This is a genomic window from Ruminococcus flavefaciens ATCC 19208 (assembly GCF_000518765.1).
GTDB lineage: Bacteria > Bacillota > Clostridia > Oscillospirales > Ruminococcaceae > Ruminococcus > Ruminococcus flavefaciens.
This window is the reverse complement of sequence record NZ_KI912490.1, coordinates 561663-578993: the sequence shown is the minus strand read 5'-3', so window position 1 is coordinate 578993 and position 17331 is coordinate 561663. Positions and strand designations below refer to the sequence as shown.

The 17331-nt window shown below is 44.5% G+C and carries 12 protein-coding genes; 6 read left to right on the top strand and 6 right to left on the bottom strand.

Annotation, left to right across the window (positions count from 1 at the left end; all coding sequences use genetic code 11):
* The first annotated feature begins 142 nt into the window (after positions 1-142).
* The 5 genes from L870_RS0112650 to L870_RS0112630 all read left to right on the top strand — a co-directional run bounded on the left by L870_RS0112650 (position 143) and on the right by L870_RS0112630 (position 3876).
* On the top strand, positions 143-505 hold the full coding sequence (locus L870_RS0112650; protein ID WP_028518454.1) for a hypothetical protein: 363 nt from the start codon (positions 143-145) through the stop codon (positions 503-505).
* A 117-nt stretch (positions 506-622) separates the two neighbouring features.
* Positions 623-1684, top strand: coding sequence for a hypothetical protein (locus L870_RS0112645; RefSeq protein ID WP_028518453.1), 1062 nt, complete (start codon positions 623-625; stop codon positions 1682-1684).
* A gap of 11 nt (positions 1685-1695) precedes the next feature.
* On the top strand, positions 1696-3072 hold the full coding sequence (radA, locus tag L870_RS0112640; RefSeq protein ID WP_028518452.1) for a DNA repair protein RadA: 1377 nt from the start codon (positions 1696-1698) through the stop codon (positions 3070-3072).
* 185 nt (positions 3073-3257) lie between these two features.
* Positions 3258-3485, top strand: coding sequence for a hypothetical protein (locus L870_RS0112635; protein ID WP_028518451.1), 228 nt, complete (start codon positions 3258-3260; stop codon positions 3483-3485).
* Entirely contained in the window at positions 3475-3876 is a 402-nt protein-coding gene (locus L870_RS0112630; protein ID WP_028518450.1) for a VOC family protein, read from the top strand. Before L870_RS0112635 ends, L870_RS0112630 begins: the two co-directional genes overlap by 11 nt.
* Positions 3877-3918: 42 nt before the next feature.
* On the opposite strand, the gene L870_RS0112625 is transcribed toward L870_RS0112630, so the two are convergent.
* Positions 3919-6033, bottom strand: a complete 2115-nt coding sequence (locus L870_RS0112625; protein ID WP_028518449.1) for a glycosyl hydrolase — start codon at positions 6031-6033, stop codon at positions 3919-3921.
* A gap of 209 nt (positions 6034-6242) precedes the next feature.
* Positions 6243-9647 (bottom strand): pectate lyase family protein, encoded by a 3405-nt coding sequence (locus tag L870_RS18685; protein ID WP_051411556.1) that lies wholly within the window; start codon positions 9645-9647, stop codon positions 6243-6245.
* A 339-nt stretch (positions 9648-9986) separates the two neighbouring features.
* Here L870_RS18685 and L870_RS0112615 point away from each other — a divergent pair, with 339 nt between their 5' ends.
* Complete coding sequence (locus tag L870_RS0112615) at positions 9987-12326, top strand: bacterial Ig-like domain-containing protein (protein ID WP_028518448.1); 2340 nt, start codon at positions 9987-9989, stop codon at positions 12324-12326.
* A gap of 250 nt (positions 12327-12576) precedes the next feature.
* Here L870_RS0112615 and L870_RS0112605 read toward each other — a convergent pair whose 3' ends face one another.
* From L870_RS0112605 to L870_RS0112590, 4 genes are all read right to left on the bottom strand, one after another.
* On the bottom strand, positions 12577-12996 hold the full coding sequence (locus L870_RS0112605) for a DUF6465 family protein (protein WP_037272101.1): 420 nt from the start codon (positions 12994-12996) through the stop codon (positions 12577-12579).
* Positions 12997-13015: 19 nt separating this feature from the next.
* Positions 13016-13291 carry an HU family DNA-binding protein gene (locus L870_RS0112600; protein ID WP_028518446.1) on the bottom strand — a complete coding sequence of 92 codons (276 nt, stop codon included), beginning with the start codon at positions 13289-13291 and terminating at the stop codon, positions 13016-13018.
* 415 nt (positions 13292-13706) lie between these two features.
* Positions 13707-16304: an ATP-dependent chaperone ClpB gene (clpB, locus tag L870_RS0112595; RefSeq protein ID WP_028518445.1), complete on the bottom strand. Its 2598-nt coding sequence runs from the start codon at positions 16302-16304 to the stop codon at positions 13707-13709.
* A gap of 51 nt (positions 16305-16355) precedes the next feature.
* A complete protein-coding gene (locus L870_RS0112590) occupies positions 16356-17000 on the bottom strand; it encodes a hypothetical protein (protein WP_155250200.1) in 645 nt (214 codons plus the stop codon).
* Between the last annotated feature and the right edge of the window lie 331 nt (positions 17001-17331).

Below are 17331 nucleotides of genomic sequence, written 5' to 3'. Positions count from 1 at the left end.
CTATATTTTATCTATTTTATATATTATACATCTATTTTTATCTGATTTCAACCCCGATAACACAGATAAGGTGGATATTTTGCCCAAAATACAGTCTTTACACCATTTTACAGATATGGTAAAATATCAGAGAGGTGATAAAATGGATATTTATTACATACATGAGCCTACAGACCTTCAGTGCGGTCAGGCTGTACTTGCTATGGTACTGAAAAAAACTCCCGAATACATATGCCAATACCTTGATAATGACCGCGAAACAGACCTGAAAGAGATGAAGCGCACCTTCCGCGAACACGGCGTTTACATATCCGATGAACGTAAACAGGCTGATAATAAGTCGCAGCTGCCGCCACTTTGCCTGCTGAGCCTTGAAACTCCACGCTGCTGGCACTGGTCACTGTACTGCGAAGGTACTTTTTACGACCCCGAACACGGTGTGCTTGATGACTTTCCGGAATGTAAGCGAAAATACTTCTGGAAACTGAGATGCGGCAGCATTTAACAACGTAAAACCGTTGTTTTTCATAAAAAAATGCACTTTCGACCCGTAATAATATTTATTGACAGAGTTCGTCAAAAGTGGTACAATATTTGTATATAAAATCAGGAGGCAACAACAGTGAATATAAAGAAAAACACTACTTTACTTGTCACAGCGGCTGCTCTTTCCGCATTTACAGGATGCAGCGAAACCCCAAAAGCGGTTGAACCGCCGCCGAGTCTGCTTGATGTGAATTCTGCTCCGTCTGATGTGACCTTTGACTGGCAGCAGCCTTTCAAAATGATCATCAGCAGCTTCAAAAACTCTGACAGGTACTCGGACGACTCAATGTTCGATCTTTGCGACCTTACAGGCGACGATATTCCCGAGCTTGTGCTCTCCCCCTCCTCGGGCGCTTCCTCGCAATGCGATGTATATATGCTCATCGGCGACACTGCCGACCTCATTGCCACTACGGGAGCTTACGGTACTTTCCAGTTCATACCGTCGCAAACCGCTATCGGTTTCTCATACGACGGTGAAAGCTTCTCCACAGGCGAATACCTTACCTTCAAGGAAGGAAGCTTCAATAAAGAGTTTGATTTCTACAACAATTCGGGAAGTGCTTCCTCCGGTACTACCATACGCTACGAAATAAACAGCAATGAGGTGACCCTTGCAAAGTATGAGGAGTACCTCCACCTTTACCGCGATTTCGTCACAGCACAAATTGGCAGAAAATATACTATGGGCGATAGTGCTGTTAACTATGCTCTGTACAATACCGAATGCTGGAACGCAGTTATGAAGGACGACCAAAAACAGCTGTATAAGGAAAAGCTTGATTCTATACTTGCAGAGCCGGATCTCAATGACGCTGCATTCGAAATAGTTGATCTCGATGTAAACGGAGTCCCCGAGGTGGTCGTATCCACAGGTATCCTCGATGACTCTCAGGTGCGTGTATTCTACCTTGAAGAGGACGGCATAAAAGAACTTGATACCACCTGTGATACAGACGGCGGAATACACTTTGATATAAACGCAAAGATATTCTACGCTACAAATTTTGACGGCAATGTTCAGTGCTGGTCAATTGCCGGCTCTGACATATCAGGCTTCAAGCCATCTGACAGCACAATGCTCTGCGGCAGAAAGTATCCACTCACATCGGAGAATATCGAAAAAGCCTTTTCTTAATGAGGTAAAAAATGGCTAAATCAAAATATATTTACACCTGTAATCAGTGCGGCTATGAAAGCACAAAATGGAACGGAAAATGCCCATCCTGCGGAGCTTGGAACAGCTTCGAGGAGGACATTGCGGATACAGCTCCTGCGGGTATGCGTTCATCGGCATCGGGCGGAGCTGCTCCCGACCTTTCCGACAGTATCCTTGAGCTTGAGGATATCGGTGCAGACAGCGATGTCCGCTATGATACAGGCATAGGAGAGCTTAACAGAGTCCTCGGCGGAGGTCTTGTAAAAGGCTCTCTTGTTCTTCTCGGCGGTGAACCGGGTATCGGAAAAAGCACCATACTTCTCCAGATATGCCAGTTTCTCGGCGAGGATCACTCCGTACTCTATGTTTCGGGAGAAGAGTCCGCAAGACAGATAAAACTCCGTGCACAGAGACTTGGAGTGGATACAGAAAATCTCTATATCCTTACAGCTACCGATGCTGAGTCAATAGCTCAGACTATAGCTTCAAGTGCTCCCGATATCACTATAATAGACTCCATTCAGACCATGAGCATAAGCCATATCACATCGAGTCCTGGAAGTCTTACACAGGTTAGGGAATGCACGAACCTGTTCATGCACACTGCCAAAAATCAGGAGATACCAATAATCATCGTCGGTCACGTAAACAAGGACGGTGCTATTGCAGGCCCTAAAGTAATGGAGCATATCGTTGATGCTGTGCTTTATTTTGAGGGTGAAAGGCATCAGAGCTACCGCATACTCCGCGCTGTTAAGAATCGTTTCGGCTCGACTAACGAGATAGGTGTATTCGAGATGCTGGATAAGGGACTGCGTGAGGTGTCAAATCCGTCGCAGATGCTCCTTGAAGGTCGTCCCCACAACGTATCGGGCACCTGCGTAGCCTGTGTCATGGAGGGCAGCCGACCTATACTTGCAGAGGTGCAGGCACTTGCCGCAAAGACCAGTTATTCTGCTCCGCGCCGCATGGTCACGGGATTTGACTTCAACAGGCTAAATATAATAATCGCCGTACTTGAAAAACGTCTCGGCATATTCATGGGCGGACTGGACGTTTACCTCAATATCGTCGGCGGCTTCAAGCTTGACGAGCCCGCAGGCGACCTGCCTGTAGCAATGGCTCTGTACTCAGGCATAATGGATAAGCAGATAGACGAGCAGCTCATAGCTTTCGGTGAGATAGGTCTTGGCGGAGAGATTCGCTCGGTATCACATATAGTACAGCGTATACGCGAGGCTGAACGCATGGGCTTTACCACCTGTGTAGTGCCTAAGCAGTCAATGTCAGCTATAGACCCAAAGGACTATAATATAAGTATTATCCCTGCAAGTACGCTCAAACAGGCTTTTGCCGTTATAAAATAATGCTATGAACGGAAATGATATCGTTTTTTCAGACAGCACCATTTTAGGATATTGCATAACTGCATTTATATATCTTGCTCTTCCTGTGACTTCATTCTTTATTATGAAGAAGTATAATTCCGCCAAGCTTCTGCCAATTATAACAGGCATAATCACTTATTTCCTTGCCACAAGGCTCGCTGACGGTGCTGCATATCTCATGCTTCCTGCTGCTCCACTATCTTCTGAACGGAAGCGTATGGCTCGCTTCATTCAGCGGAATACCTGTCCTGTCAAAGCTTACAGGCATTATTGTCGGTACATGCATAATCATCTATGTATTCAGACTCATAGACGGACGTTCGGTCATCGATGATATAATTTATCCCCAATCACAAACCGATACTTTTTTAGGAGGTTCTTATGAGACTTGACGGCTTCGGATTATTCGTTGAAGATATGGGAAAAATGATACGTTTTTACCGTGATGTACTTGGCTTTGAGATAAAAGAAGCCGAAGATACCTCAAATGTATTTCTAATAAAGGACGGAACTTTGTTCCTGCTCTACGGCAGAAATGATTTTGAGAAAATGACCAGCCGCAAGTACGAATACATCAAAGGGTTGAATGGTCATTCCGAGATAGCTCTGTATGTGGATACATTTGAGGAAGTGGATATAGAGTACAAAAAGGCTGTGGAAAAAGGTGCAGTGCCTATATTAGCCCCCACCACAGAGCCATGGGGACAGCGTACCTGCTATATTGCCGATCCCGAAGGCAATTTGATCGAGATAGGTTCATTCAATAAGCCATTTGAACGCTGAATATATAAAAAAACCGAAAGCAGTGCTTTCGGTTTTTTATTATCACTTGGTTGACGGTGTAAGGTCTTTTACCTTGCCGAGAAGATATTCCTGTATGCGGAGTGCATCGTTTGAAGTAATGCCCTTGCTGCTTACATCAACATCACCATTTGCTTCACCCTGTGCTGTGATGTGGTTCTTGTCTGTGCCCTTTATGCCGAACTTGTCAGGATTTGCAAGTGACTGCATAATGAGTACAACATCAGACATATCTATCTCACCGTCACAGTTTGTATCGCCGTACTTCTTAGCTGCTACAGCAGGTGTGGAAGAAGTCGTTACAGTGGTAGTTGTTACAGGCTTGGCAGTAGTTGTTGTCGTGCTTGTTGAAGGCTCTGAACTGCCCTTGTAAAGATCCTTTGGCAGCTCTGAAAGTGTGATGCAGAAATCGCTCTTGTAAAGCTCCTTGAATGTATCGGGATCCTGATACTCCTTACCGCAGAGGAAGTGAGCCTGCTCAGAATCGTACCACGGACAGAAGTACAGCCAGTAAGCGTGTTCAACCTGCATATTGTTAAGGCTCGGGCAGGAGTCGTTCTCAGGCATTGATACCATTTTATTACCGTTAACGAATTTATTAAGAGTATAGAATATACCTGCCTCAGCGTCCTCGTTAGGAGTTCCCTGCTGTTTGCCGTCGTGACGGTTGTACTGGCAGTTGTACTTATCGAAGCCTACGATATCCACCTTGTCATCGCCTGAGTACCATTTTGCAGAGCTGTCAGACCATGCATAGAGGTTCTGCTCCCAGATAAGATTGTGGAGTCCGTACTCATTGGTGAGAGTATCCTGCAAGAAGTTCCAGAGCTTGTTGTATACTACTGCGCCTTCTTTGGACCACCAGAACCATGCTCCCGAACCGTCGATAGGATCGTCGGTATGACTTGGATTTCCCTCAGCTTCATGGAATGGACGGAATATCACAGGTACGCCTGCGTCCTGAAGTTTTTTCAGCTCAGCAGCAAGATTTTTCATACAGAGCTGGAAGTAATCGTACTCCATAGTGCCCTTTACCATGCAGTTTGCAGTTACGAAATCAGTATTCTGAGTATAAGTTGTCTTTGCGAAGTCAAGAGGCTCACCGAGAGTGTAGTCAGCCTTTGTTGTCGGAACATTTACGTGCCATGAAGCTGTGCATATTCCGTTTTTCTTTGTAGCCCAGTCGATCATACGCTGTGCAACGCCGTCGTCCCATGCATAGCAGGGGCAGTAGCTTCCGAAATCAAATCCGCGTATAGCAGGCTCTTCGCCTGTAAGCTCCTTGATGTATCTTACTTCATAGTTATAATCGTTATATGTGTAGTTGCGGTTCTGAGTGCTGTAGGTATAGACCTGTCCGTCAGGACCTGTGCAGTGCCACGGGAACTTCTCGCCCTGCTCGGTCTTGTCCCAGCTCTCCTCGTCGATAACGTACTCAACGCCTTCCTGATCTACACACTTGTTTGCATTCGCGTCATAGCGGATAGTAGTTTCAACAGCGTGACCGCCGCCGTATATCTCCTGCTGTCCCGAAAGGATATGCTTACCGTAAACGCTCTTGAGATACTTCATAAGAGCCTTTGTCTCGGGAGTAGCGTTCTTATCAACCGTTGTTCCGCTTGCCTTTGAAAGATCGGGGAACTGTGCATTGTCCACCGTTACAGTATCAATAGCCATATAACCGTACTCACTGATGAATTCGATAGTGTTAACGCCCTTGTTCATACGTACCATTCCGAAATCATAGTCTATCCACTTGTCTGAATAAGCAGCCTGTGTCGTATACTTAACTCCGTTGATCTTTACAGCCTGCTGTCTGCCACCCTCATTGAGTATCTGTGCTCCGCGGACAACGATAGAATACATACCGTCATCGGGAACAGTGACCTCAAATGATGCAGGCTGAGCTGTGAGATAATAGAATCCTTCGCCTGAGTATCCCGGTATCTCTGTCTGATAGATAGATTTCCACAGGTCTGCACCTTTCATCTTTTCGCCCTCGATAGTGTAAGGGAAAGCTGTAGCAGCAGTTGCCTCACCTGCTGCGATAGCACTGAAAAGACCTGTTGAACTGCAATGTACAGCTGCCATAACTCCCGCAGCAGCCAATGCGATCGCCTTTCTTAGCTTATTTTTCATGTTTTATATCCTCCTTATATTGGAAAGCTCCAATAATTCTTTAATCTTATTATACTTTCTTTTAAGCTGAATGTCAATATTTTCAGTACGCTTTAAATGTAAAAAATCTGTTATTATTTAAGCTATTAGCTTAAATTATGAAAAAAGGAACCTGATGGGGGTGAGGTTCCTTTTTCCATTGTATCATTTATTTGGAGACCCGATCATTTTCATGATTCGGGGAGAGTGGGTATAAGATGCAGGAGATACTTCTGGATAGCCAGTGCATCACCGTTGGTTATACCATTGCCCCTGAGGTTAACGTCTGCATTATCACGGTTTTCGGGAGCTATCTGATACTTGTTCGGATTTGCAAGGCTCTGCATGATAAGTACGATATCAGACATATCTATCTCGCCGTCGCCGTTTGCATCACCTGCTACACCGTTACCCTTAGGCAGTGTAGTTGATGTTGCAATAGTCGTTGTTGTTGTAGTAGTCGTTGTTGTTGCGGAAGTTGTAGTCTGTACAGGATTAGATGTACCGTTTGCATATGGGTCGGGAGTTGCAGTCTGCTTGACACCGCTGCTCATATGATAGCCAATACTCTTGTACACGCTGCCTGATGCTGTTTCAGCAAATCCGCCTGTCTTTGGTGAGCCGTCTGCATTTCTCCATGCCTTGTGGAAATCAGTTCCCATAGCAGCAACGTTAAGTGTCATAAAGTCACTGTCCGCAGGAGTAATGATATCGCCCAGCTTTGCGCCGTTAGTCATAGCAGTATTTGACTTTGCATAGTAATACTTGCTGTTGTAGTAAACAGAATCGGACATATTTCCGACAAACTTATCATTTGATACCTTTATACCTGCCGCATTGGTCTTTGAGACTCTGCCTGTATTGATGTATGACATCATGCCATTGAATGTAGCAGATGTATCGCAGCGATATACCATGTAGTTAGCCTTGCCCTTGCCGCCGATACCGTTGTTATATGCGGTACAGTTCTTCATATCACCGAATTTCGGGTTATTATTGTCTGTAAAGCCGCAGTTGAGGTTCTCAAACGCGAGGCAGTTCTCTACGATATGGCGTGTGCCAACACCGCCGCCGCCAAGCTTGAAGCCGTTGCCGTCACAGTCTCCGTAACCCTTGCCGCTTTCTGTAAAGCCGTTGCGGAATGCGATACAGTTCTTTATCGTTACAACGCCTATAGGACCTGTAGCCTCCTTAGCGTATAAGTCCCAGCCGTCATCTGAGTTGCAGTATGAGATACAGCCGTCAAATACATTTCCCTCACCGCAGGTAAGCTTTGCAGCGAAGCCGTCTGCATTCTCCATTGTAGCATCATCGCAGTTATTGCGCGATGTACAGTTCTTCACAAGATTGTTTGTGGGCCACTGTGCAACAGTATTGTATGAGCCGTTATATCTTGATATCTGGAGACCTGTATCCTGATTTCCCTCAAATACCATCATTTCGATGATATTGTTATCGCCTGAAAGGAGCATACCGTTATCCCCTGCATTTGCAACAGTGAATCCGTAGAAGTGCCAGTATGAACCGTCAAGGACAAAACCGCGGTTTGCACCGTCAACAGCCTGTCCCGAGAAGTCGAACTTTACATCTGCATTGGGATAAGCAGCAATGGTCTTGTATGCGCCTGCCTTGCCTGAGTTGCTCTCCTCTATCATAATAGTTGAGGTATATTTATATGTACCTGCAAGGAGATAAATAGTTCCGCCTGCGGGTACTGACTTTATAGCTGTAAGAACGTCAGTAGGCGAGCTTGAAGTCTTTCCGTCTCCGCCGCCGTTTGGTGAAGCGAAGATGATATTTCCGCCTGTTACGGGAGTTACCACAGGAGCAGACGTAGTAGTCGATGAAGCTGCCTGTGAAACTGTAGTCGTGGTAGTAGTTATATCTGTAGCTACAGGCTGAGTAACAGTAGTAGTCGTTACCACAGGCGCAGGAGTATTGTCCTCCTTGAAGCCGCTTCCGATAGCTGTTACGCTGCCCTTGTATGCCACAAGTGCAGATTTCAAGCCCTGATTTACAACGTAGCTCTCGTCGTCAACGGAGTTATCGAACTGCCACTTGAAGTCGCCGCCGTCAACTCGTCCTGCCTTTGATGTGACTATTGCAGGAACATCGCTTGCATTATCGGGAGTATAGCTGTACATCACACTTGATGTATCAAAGTTATTGTAAACAGTTCCGCCGTTCTTTGCTTTTACGTTTGAGCCTATCTTCTCTGTTCTTGAAGAAGCCTCGTAAGCGTCGAAATCTGTATTATTCTGCTGATATGTGGTATAAGCCTTCTGACCTGTCATAATATTGCCGAATGACTTTATAACGCCGCCTGCTTCACTTGAAAAAGTACCGCCTGTGATATCGTCAGAGCCCTGCATCGAAATAAGCATAGGATATTTGCAGTTTCTGAAATAATTATTCTCAACGAAGCATGAAGCTCCCATTGTTACGCCTACGCCGTACTTGGCATTGCCGTCAAAATAGTTGTTGTAGCAATGTACCGAGCAGGTCCTTATTCTGGGGTGGCGTGAGTCTGAGTGGTCATACCAGTTGTGGTGGTATGTGATATAATTATCTGTAGACTCAGACTTCATACCCTGCAAGTTGCACTTGCCGTTGTCCCAGAAGTGGTTATAGGAATGAGTTATATATGTAGATGTCTTGGTATCAAGTGCACCGTCGCCCTTTACCTGATCTGCGTCGGAGCCTGCATCGCCATAGAAAAAGTCGCAGTTATGCACCCATACATGGTTATTATTCTGCTGCAAACCGCAGTTGTCTCCCTCGTTGCTGTTGCAGTTCATAAAGCCGAGGTTTCTCACCTCAACGTTTGAACAGTTCTTCATAACGAGACCGAAACCATTAAGAGTTGCATCGTTTCCTATTCCCTCAACGGTACAGCCTGCTGTGACTGTATCCATCATAAGGTCGCCTTTAGTGAGAACTGATGGATCTGTGATATTACCGATTAAGCGTATATTCAGCGGTCTGGATTCTTTTCCTTTCTTGTAGCCTGTAATGATGTTCTGAACGCCTGTAAGAATCTCTGCTCCCTTACCAGTAGCATCAATACTTGCTGTAACACTGTCCTTATTTGAGTTTGTGACATATACAACGATAGCATTGCTCTTGAGTGTACCGTCTGCATTGTATGCACCGTTAGCATTGCCGCCTACGAAAGCAAAGCCGCTTCTGTCGTGTGCATAAGCATTAGCCTTAGTCTCGGCAGCCTTTGAACTATCTTCCCTGCCGCCTATAACAGGTACTATTTTAATAGTATGACTTCCTGCCTTGAGACCTACTGCATCGGCTCTCATGTAGCCGCTGTACTGCCTTATGAGCATACTGTCTATCTGAGTGCCGTCAACATAGACATTGTAGCCCGAAGCTCCCGATACCGATGACCATGTGGCATAAACGCCCTCGCCGTAGCCTTGACTGCTGAGTATCTTAACACTGCTCTCAGCCGCATACACGGTCATTAGTTTTGCACCTGTACCAAAGTTAAAAACATTGGCAGTTGTACCTACCGCTGCTGACACTGTCATAACAGCCGCAGCCGCAACAGATGCAGCTCTTTTTTTAAGGTTAGTGTTTTTCATTGCAAATCCCTCCAGATTTTAATATCCTCTGAACAGTATGCCTATTGCATACCTTTTCTCACTGTCTATATTATATATTCCAATATCTGTATTTTCAATGACATATAATACTTATTAGATGATGTTTTGTGCTATAAGTATAAATAATCTCACACAATCCGTCAATTATCATCTCGCATGGTAATTATTTTGCTATTCATATATTATATATAGTAATAAAAGCAATATATCCATTCATAAAAAGTTCATAATATTTTTCTGAAAAAATGTGAGAGTTTATTTTTCCTGCTCCGTCTAAGTAATAGAAAGCATGAAAAATTTACAAAGGAGGTATTATTTATGCTATTCAAAAAATTATTATCAATCACACTTGCAGCTGCAATGTCAGCATCAATGATTTCTGCTGCACCTACGATCACAAGTACATCAGTAGCTGTAGCCGCTGATACAGCACAGGAAGCCTATATGGCAAAGTGTATGCTCTGTCATAAGGAAGTGCCAAAAAGCGAAATACACGTTGCTTCAAACGGCTGTGCTGCTTGCTATGACTGCTATCCTGCTGCTTCATGCTGTTTTCCGACAGTAACTTCCAGTGCAAGCGGTATTATAACTGCTATCGACAACGACTCAGTAACACTCGATAAAGCAGGCAAATACTTCTTCAACGCTCCGCTTGAATTACAGCACCTCACAAACAAGCTCGGTCACAAACCCAAAGTCGGTGAAAAACTGAATATGGAATATACATATGTAGATAATCCCGAGCACACTGACGATCATTACATCATCACCTTCAAAAGTGCAAGCACAGAAAACGATACCACTGTAACTGTGGAGGATAATGAAGTTCACGGTATCGCAGGCGTTTTCGACCATGCAGAGGACGGTTATCTCTATTTCATCAACAACGAAAAATATCCATATGGCGAATCACTTGCAGCGATCGTCAATTCGCTGAGCAAGGGCAATATAATAAATGTTACCCTTTCAGCTTCTGATACTATTATAAATATAGAAAAGACTCTTGAGGGCACAACTACAGCAACAAGCGTCCAGACATCAATAACGACAACGACCACCTGCATTAACACGACATTGCCTGTTACTACAGAATACTGGGAAAAGTATGCTCTTTCTGTAATGTCATATCCCACCAAGACCACTTATGCAATAGGCGAAGAGCTTGACCTATCAGGCAGCCGTGCATATGGAATATATGAGAACTCAAAGGGTATGCACGGTGATGTTTTCGGTGCATCATTTGATTCTGATTACTATACTGTCGATGCATCTGAATTCGACAACACAAAGCCCGGCACATATACTATCTACGTAATATACGGCAGCGGTACAGGCGCAGATAAAAAGTCATTCCAGGTAACAGTTACCGATAAGGCAGTTACTCAGCCTGTAACAACTACTACGATCACAACTACGTTAACTGCTCCGGTAACAAGTGTAAAAGAATATGACCGCACATCGTTCAGAGGTACTTTCGACAGCTATGCTGATTGTGGCAGCTATAAGGAGCTTTATCTCAGCGGCGGTATAAAATACACTTTAAGCTCTCTCCGCCTCGAAGACGGTCTTTCGGAAGAAAAAGTCACTGAAATACTAAAGAGCCTCAATAAGGGCGATAATATAATAGTAACTGCTAATCAAAGCCATATGGCTGTAAACTATCTCTATGATATTTTCAGAATTGATCTATATTCTGTTACAACTCACTATAACCCGAGCCCTACCACAACAGCTAATGTATCTTACCCTTACGGCGGTACAAATAACGATGTTCCCGACAATTCAACAACATATACAGAACCTGAACTCTGGATGTACGGTACAGGCGTTGACCACTTCAACGAGATAAAGACTATCCCAACAAAGACTATCTACGACGAGGGCGAGTCACTCGATCTGAGCGGTCTTGCTATCAGTGCTTACCACAGCGTAAACAGACATTCAAACAAGGGCAATTTTGAGGTTTTAAGGACCGATTACTTATGGGATATCACAAACATTTATCCCGAATACATCAAGATAGAGTCACTTGACGGTGATACTTCTGTTTCAGCCGATGAGTTCAACACACTCAAGGGCGGTACTTATATCGTAAAAATTGGTACAGACGGCAGCTTCAAGTGCAATGTAGAAGGTGAATCATCCGACCGCACTGTTTATGACACACAATCAGTTGAATTCTCTTTTATAGTCTACATCAATTCAGCTGATAAGTCAGCTAAGCTCGTAAAGATCAACAACGCTGAGGTTACAGACTTCACTATCGGTTCAGAAAACGGATTTGTTATAAGCAACGTTGGTGCTTACACTATAAACAGTTGCTTTGACTCAGATATCCGCAAGGGCGACATTGTTTCAGGTAATATCTATGTTTCTCCTGATACAAATACTATCATCCGCAGCGAACTTGAAGTTGAAGAATACAGCGGCGATAAGGGAGATGCCAACGGAGACGGTTCACTCGACATGGGCGACGTTGTTCTTATAATGCAGTCTCTTGCAAATCCTAACAAGTACGGCGAAAACGGTACTGACGCACAACATATCACAAAAAGAGGAATTGCACTCGGTGATATGAACGGCGATGGAATTTCAACTCTGGACGCACTTGCAATACAGCGCATACTCCTCGGTTTTGACCCAACACCTGCATCATAAGGTAACTACCGAAAGCGCAGTATAAGCTGATGACACACGCTTTTACAAAAGATTATTTAAACTGATAAAAACATGATATAGTATAAGGCTCTCCTGTATGGAGAGCCTTGTTTATGTGTGTTACAATTTTGATACAACATCATGCGCGGAAAATAAATCAGCGCATCAGTTTTACTGAAACGCGAACTTGGCTGCGGGGGCTCCCCGCATGGCGCAAAAAAGCTCCGCATAAAGCGGAGCCTTTCAATTCTTAGAAAAGATCAAAATTGCCGAATGTGTTATCGTCTATTACGTAATATACCTTGTTGATCTCAGGTCTTACATATACAACGACGCTCTTAGCAGACTTTACTCCGGCAACAGCCTTTGCCTTGTCAATGAGGTCTGTACCTGCAACTTCAGCACCGTTGTACTGAATGAATACCTTTCTCTCCTCAGCTGTTTCCTTCTTAGCAGCAGGCTTCTTAGCAGCTGGAGCCTTCTTTGCAGCAGGCTTCTTAGCAGCAGCTTTCTTCTCTGCTGGCTTCTTAGCAGCTGGAGCCTTCTTCTCAGCAGGCTTCTTTGCAGCAGCCTTTTTCTCAGCTGGCTTCTTTGCAGCAGCAGCCTTCTTCTCCTCTACAGGAGCAGCTGTCTCAACTACTTTTGTTTCTGCAGTCTTCTTCTCCGGCATGATAGTATCCTCCTTAGAATTACTTGTTTACAGCGTTCTTGAAAGCCTGACCAGCCTTGAAAGCAGGAGCCTTTGATGCTGGAGCTGTCATCATCTTCTTTGTCTGAGGGTTGATTACCTGCTTCTCCTTACGGTCACGAACTTCAAATGTTCCAAAGCCTACGATTGAAACCTTCTCCCCGCTTGCGAGAGCATCTGTAATTGTTGAGATGATAGCGTTTACAGCAGTCTCTGCATTCTTCTTTGTGAAGTCAGCCTTATCGGCAACTGCACTGATTAACTCGGTCTTTGTCATAGTTTTATCCTCCATAAATAAGATTTTACAATTGAATTATATACCCTTTGTGATGATTTGTCAAGGAATTCAAAAAAAAATGACAAATCTACCTATATTTGGCTGTATACAGCCCCATTTTTATTCAAAACCGCCATAGAATTTGCCTATTTTCCGTTGAAAGCGGTGAGACGAAGCAAATATTATTTTACTTTTTGTATATTATAGCCAAAATATTCCGAAATATACAGTGAAATCAGCCCTTTGAAGGTAAAAAAATCAACGTTTTCACGACAGATTTTCTAAACTTTTTGTGAACTCATGCAAAAAATCCCGTTTTTCAACATGATCTGTCATTTTTAAAGCTCCGACAGGCACAAAAAAGCCATAGTATCTCCACATACTGTCAGGGATACTATGGCTGAAACTTTATACATTAATCCGCAGTCAGCTTTCCATTTGCATCAAGGTCTATATCTATAATGTCACCTGCCGACAGATTGCCGCCAATTATACGCTTTGCCGCAAGAGTCTCAACATTGCGCTGAATAAATCTTCTCAGCGGTCTTGCACCGAAATTCGGATCGTAACCGCATTCAACGATGTAATTCTTAGCCGCATCGCTTACATTTATACGTATGTGCTTGTCATCAAGACGCTTTTGGAGGTCTGCAAGCATAAGATCTACGATCTTGACTATCTCCGTCTTAGCCAGCGGCTTGTAGAAGATTATCTCATCAAGACGATTAAGAAACTCAGGTCTGAACTGTGTTTTGAGGAGTCCCTCCACCTGTGAACGTGCTTCGTCCGTTATCTCGCCCTTTTCGTCAATCCCCTCAAGGATATAAGGTGAACCGAGATTTGATGTGAGTATGATTATTGTATTCTTGAAGTCAACTGTTCTGCCCTGTGAATCGGTTATACGGCCGTCATCAAGGACTTGCAGGAGTATATTGAACACATCGGGGTGAGCCTTTTCTATCTCATCAAAGAGAACTACAGAATAAGGCTTTCTGCGAACTGCTTCAGTAAGCTGACCGCCCTCATCATAACCGACATAGCCGGGAGGCGCACCAATGAGTCTGCTTACGCTGAATTTCTCCATATATTCGCTCATGTCGATACGGATAATATTTCTCTCATCATCGAAGAGTATCTCTGAAAGTGCCTTTGCAAGCTCAGTTTTGCCGACACCTGTAGGTCCGAGGAAGAGGAACGAACCGATAGGTCTGTCGGGAGCCTGTATACCTGCACGTGAACGCAGGATAGCTTCGCTGACCTTAGTTACCGCCTCGTCCTGTCCGATAACTCTCTTGTGAAGAAGTCCTTCAAGACCGAGTATCTTCTCCTTTTCGCCCTCCATGAGCTTTGATACGGGAATACCTGTCCAGCGGCATACTATCTTTGCAATCTCGTCCTCTGTAACTCTGTCACGCAGCAGTCTGCCGTTCTCCACATCATGCTCTGCCTGCTTTTCAAGCTCTTCCAGTTCCTTTTGGAGCTGCGGAAGCTTGCCGTATTTCAGCTCGGCAGCCTTGTTAAGATCGTATTCGCGCTCTGCCTTGTCTATTTCGCCGCCTGTCTTTTCGATCTCCTCACGAAGCTTCTGAACAGCGGAGATATCGTTCTTTTCGTTCTCCCACTTTGCCTTCATGCTGTTGAACTTCTCACGAAGCTCTGCAAGCTCTTTCTGTATCTCTTCAAGGTGCTCCTGAGAGATATTGTCGCTTTCCTTTTTCAGTGCAGCTTCTTCAATTTCGAGCTGAACTATCTTACGTGAGATAACATCGAGTTCGGTAGGCATAGAGTCCATTTCCGTACGTATAGTCGCGCAGGCTTCATCTATGAGGTCAATAGCCTTATCAGGCAGGAAACGGTCTGTGATATAACGATTTGAAAGCATTGCAGCTGAAATAAGTGCATTGTCGCTTATCTTAACGCCGTGGAATACCTCGTAACGCTCTTTCAGGCCACGAAGTATTGATATTGTATCCTCAACGCTTGGCTCATCAACCATAACAGGCTGAAAACGGCGCTCCAATGCCGGGTCTTTCTCGATGTACTGGCGGTACTCGTTAAGTGTAGTAGCACCGATACAGTGCAGCTCACCTCTTGCAAGCATAGGCTTCAAAAGATTGCCTGCGTCCATAGCTCCATCGGTCTTGCCTGCGCCGACGATAGTATGGAGCTCATCAATAAAGAGCAGTATCTGTCCGTTGCTGTTCTTTATCTCGTTGAGAACAGCTTTCAGACGCTCCTCAAATTCGCCGCGGTACTTCGCTCCTGCCACGAGAGCTCCCATATCAAGGGAGAACACCTTTCGGTCTTTAAGACTGTCGGGGACATCTCCTGCCACGATACGGAGGGCAAGTCCCTCAGCAATGGCAGTTTTTCCGACGCCCGGCTCACCAATGAGCACAGGGTTGTTTTTCGTCTTTCTTGAGAGGATGCGGATAACGTTTCGTATCTCGCTGTCTCTGCCGATAACTGGGTCGAGCTTATTTCTCCTCGCAAGTCCCACAAGCTCCTGACCGTATTTTGTAAGGACATCGTATGTGTCCTCGGGATTTTCACTGGTAACTCTTGTATTTCCTCTCACGGACATAAGTGCGCTGAGAAAGCTGTCACGGGCAATATTGAAAGTACCGAACAGCTGAGATACATCTCTGTCCTTGCTGTCGATAAGGGCAAGCATAAGGTGCTCAACGGACACGAATTCGTCCTTCATATTTGAAGCAATACCCTCAGCCGATGTGAGAACTCTGTCGCACTCAGCCGAGATACCGATATTGCTGCTTCTTCCGCTGCCTGTTACCTTTGGGAGTGAATTTATCTTCTTTTCTACTTCGGAATCGAAGATATCCACATCTATATTCATTTTTTTGAGGAGCTGCGGTATAAGTCCGTTTTCCTGACGAACAAGTCCTGCAAGCAGGTGAATAGGCTCGATCACCGAGTTTGACTGCATTACAGCTATACTCTGAGCCTTTCTTACGGCATCTATTGATTTCTGAGTCAATTTCTCTGCATTCATATTTATTCCTCCATTCACATTTTCTTTCTTATCATCACATTATTCTCTGAACTAAATGATATACCTGCCCAGTAGTGCCCGATAATTCTTTTCAAGTATATGAGCACTCTCGCCGAATTCCGACGGAGATGCAAAATATACCTTCACTGCATGGTCGAGGTCCTTGATGTACTCGCCTATTGCCTCGCCCACCTGCTCGCCTGACAGCGTTCCTGTATTTATAAGCCTTCTCGAAAAGCTTCCGTCACCTATCTCGCAGCTGTACTTATTTATACCGAGCTGCTGTAGATAAGAATTTTCAAGCTTTGCGCGGTACGCAAAAAAGCTGTGGAACATATCTATCAATGCAGCACTCTGCGTCCTTATATTCACTCTGAGCGTACCTATATAATCCGACGGTGAGCGTTCAAGCTCCACTTTATAATTGATCGTGGGACGATACTTGTATTCGAGAGCCGTCCGAACAGTCATAAGCGACGGTGAACGCTGCTCCTGTATACGGAAGCTGCTGCTCACAAGCTCTGCCACCTGTTCAAATATCTCCCTCATTCGCATTTCGGGAGTAACGCAGGAAAGGTGCTCGGCAAGTATCTGATTTATCAGATTTGAACGGCTCGTTCCCAGTCGGTAAGCCTGTTCGTCCACGGCTTTTATAACATCGTCCATAAGGACGAGACTGTATACACTTTTTTTCACGGGTACATCACTTCCCTTCTTCATTACATATATACTATCACTGATTATAGAATTTGTCAAGCGGATTATATAATCTTTCACGCAAGTTTCACAATGCAAAAAAAATCCGCTCAGAGGGAGCGGATATTCGACTCAAACGATTTCTCGTTTAGCACTGTGAGTCGAGCCATAGACGATAAGTTAAAACAAATTATTGAGAATAGAAAACATGAAAAAATTACAAATGAAAGGGGTTAGTTTTATTACTTGACAAAACTATTTCTATGGCGTGCAAGTGAACTAATACTCAATATCAAGCACATGAGAGGGGAGGGTACTTGATGTTGAATAC

What these genes read in the sequence shown, in the direction of transcription:
- L870_RS0112650 (WP_028518454.1), top strand. Translation starts at nt 143, where the DNA reads ATGGATATTTATTACATACATGAGCCTACAGACCTTCAGTGCGGTCAG.
- radA (WP_028518452.1), top strand. Translation starts at nt 1,696, where the DNA reads ATGGCTAAATCAAAATATATTTACACCTGTAATCAGTGCGGCTATGAA.
- L870_RS0112630 (WP_028518450.1), top strand. Translation starts at nt 3,475, where the DNA reads ATGAGACTTGACGGCTTCGGATTATTCGTTGAAGATATGGGAAAAATG.
- L870_RS0112625 (WP_028518449.1), bottom strand. Translation starts at nt 6,033, where the DNA reads ATGAAAAATAAGCTAAGAAAGGCGATCGCATTGGCTGCTGCGGGAGTT.
- L870_RS18685 (WP_051411556.1), bottom strand. Translation starts at nt 9,647, where the DNA reads ATGAAAAACACTAACCTTAAAAAAAGAGCTGCATCTGTTGCGGCTGCG.
- L870_RS0112615 (WP_028518448.1), top strand. Translation starts at nt 9,987, where the DNA reads ATGCTATTCAAAAAATTATTATCAATCACACTTGCAGCTGCAATGTCA.
- L870_RS0112605 (WP_037272101.1), bottom strand. Translation starts at nt 12,996, where the DNA reads ATGCCGGAGAAGAAGACTGCAGAAACAAAAGTAGTTGAGACAGCTGCT.
- L870_RS0112600 (WP_028518446.1), bottom strand. Translation starts at nt 13,291, where the DNA reads ATGACAAAGACCGAGTTAATCAGTGCAGTTGCCGATAAGGCTGACTTC.
- clpB (WP_028518445.1), bottom strand. Translation starts at nt 16,304, where the DNA reads ATGAATGCAGAGAAATTGACTCAGAAATCAATAGATGCCGTAAGAAAG.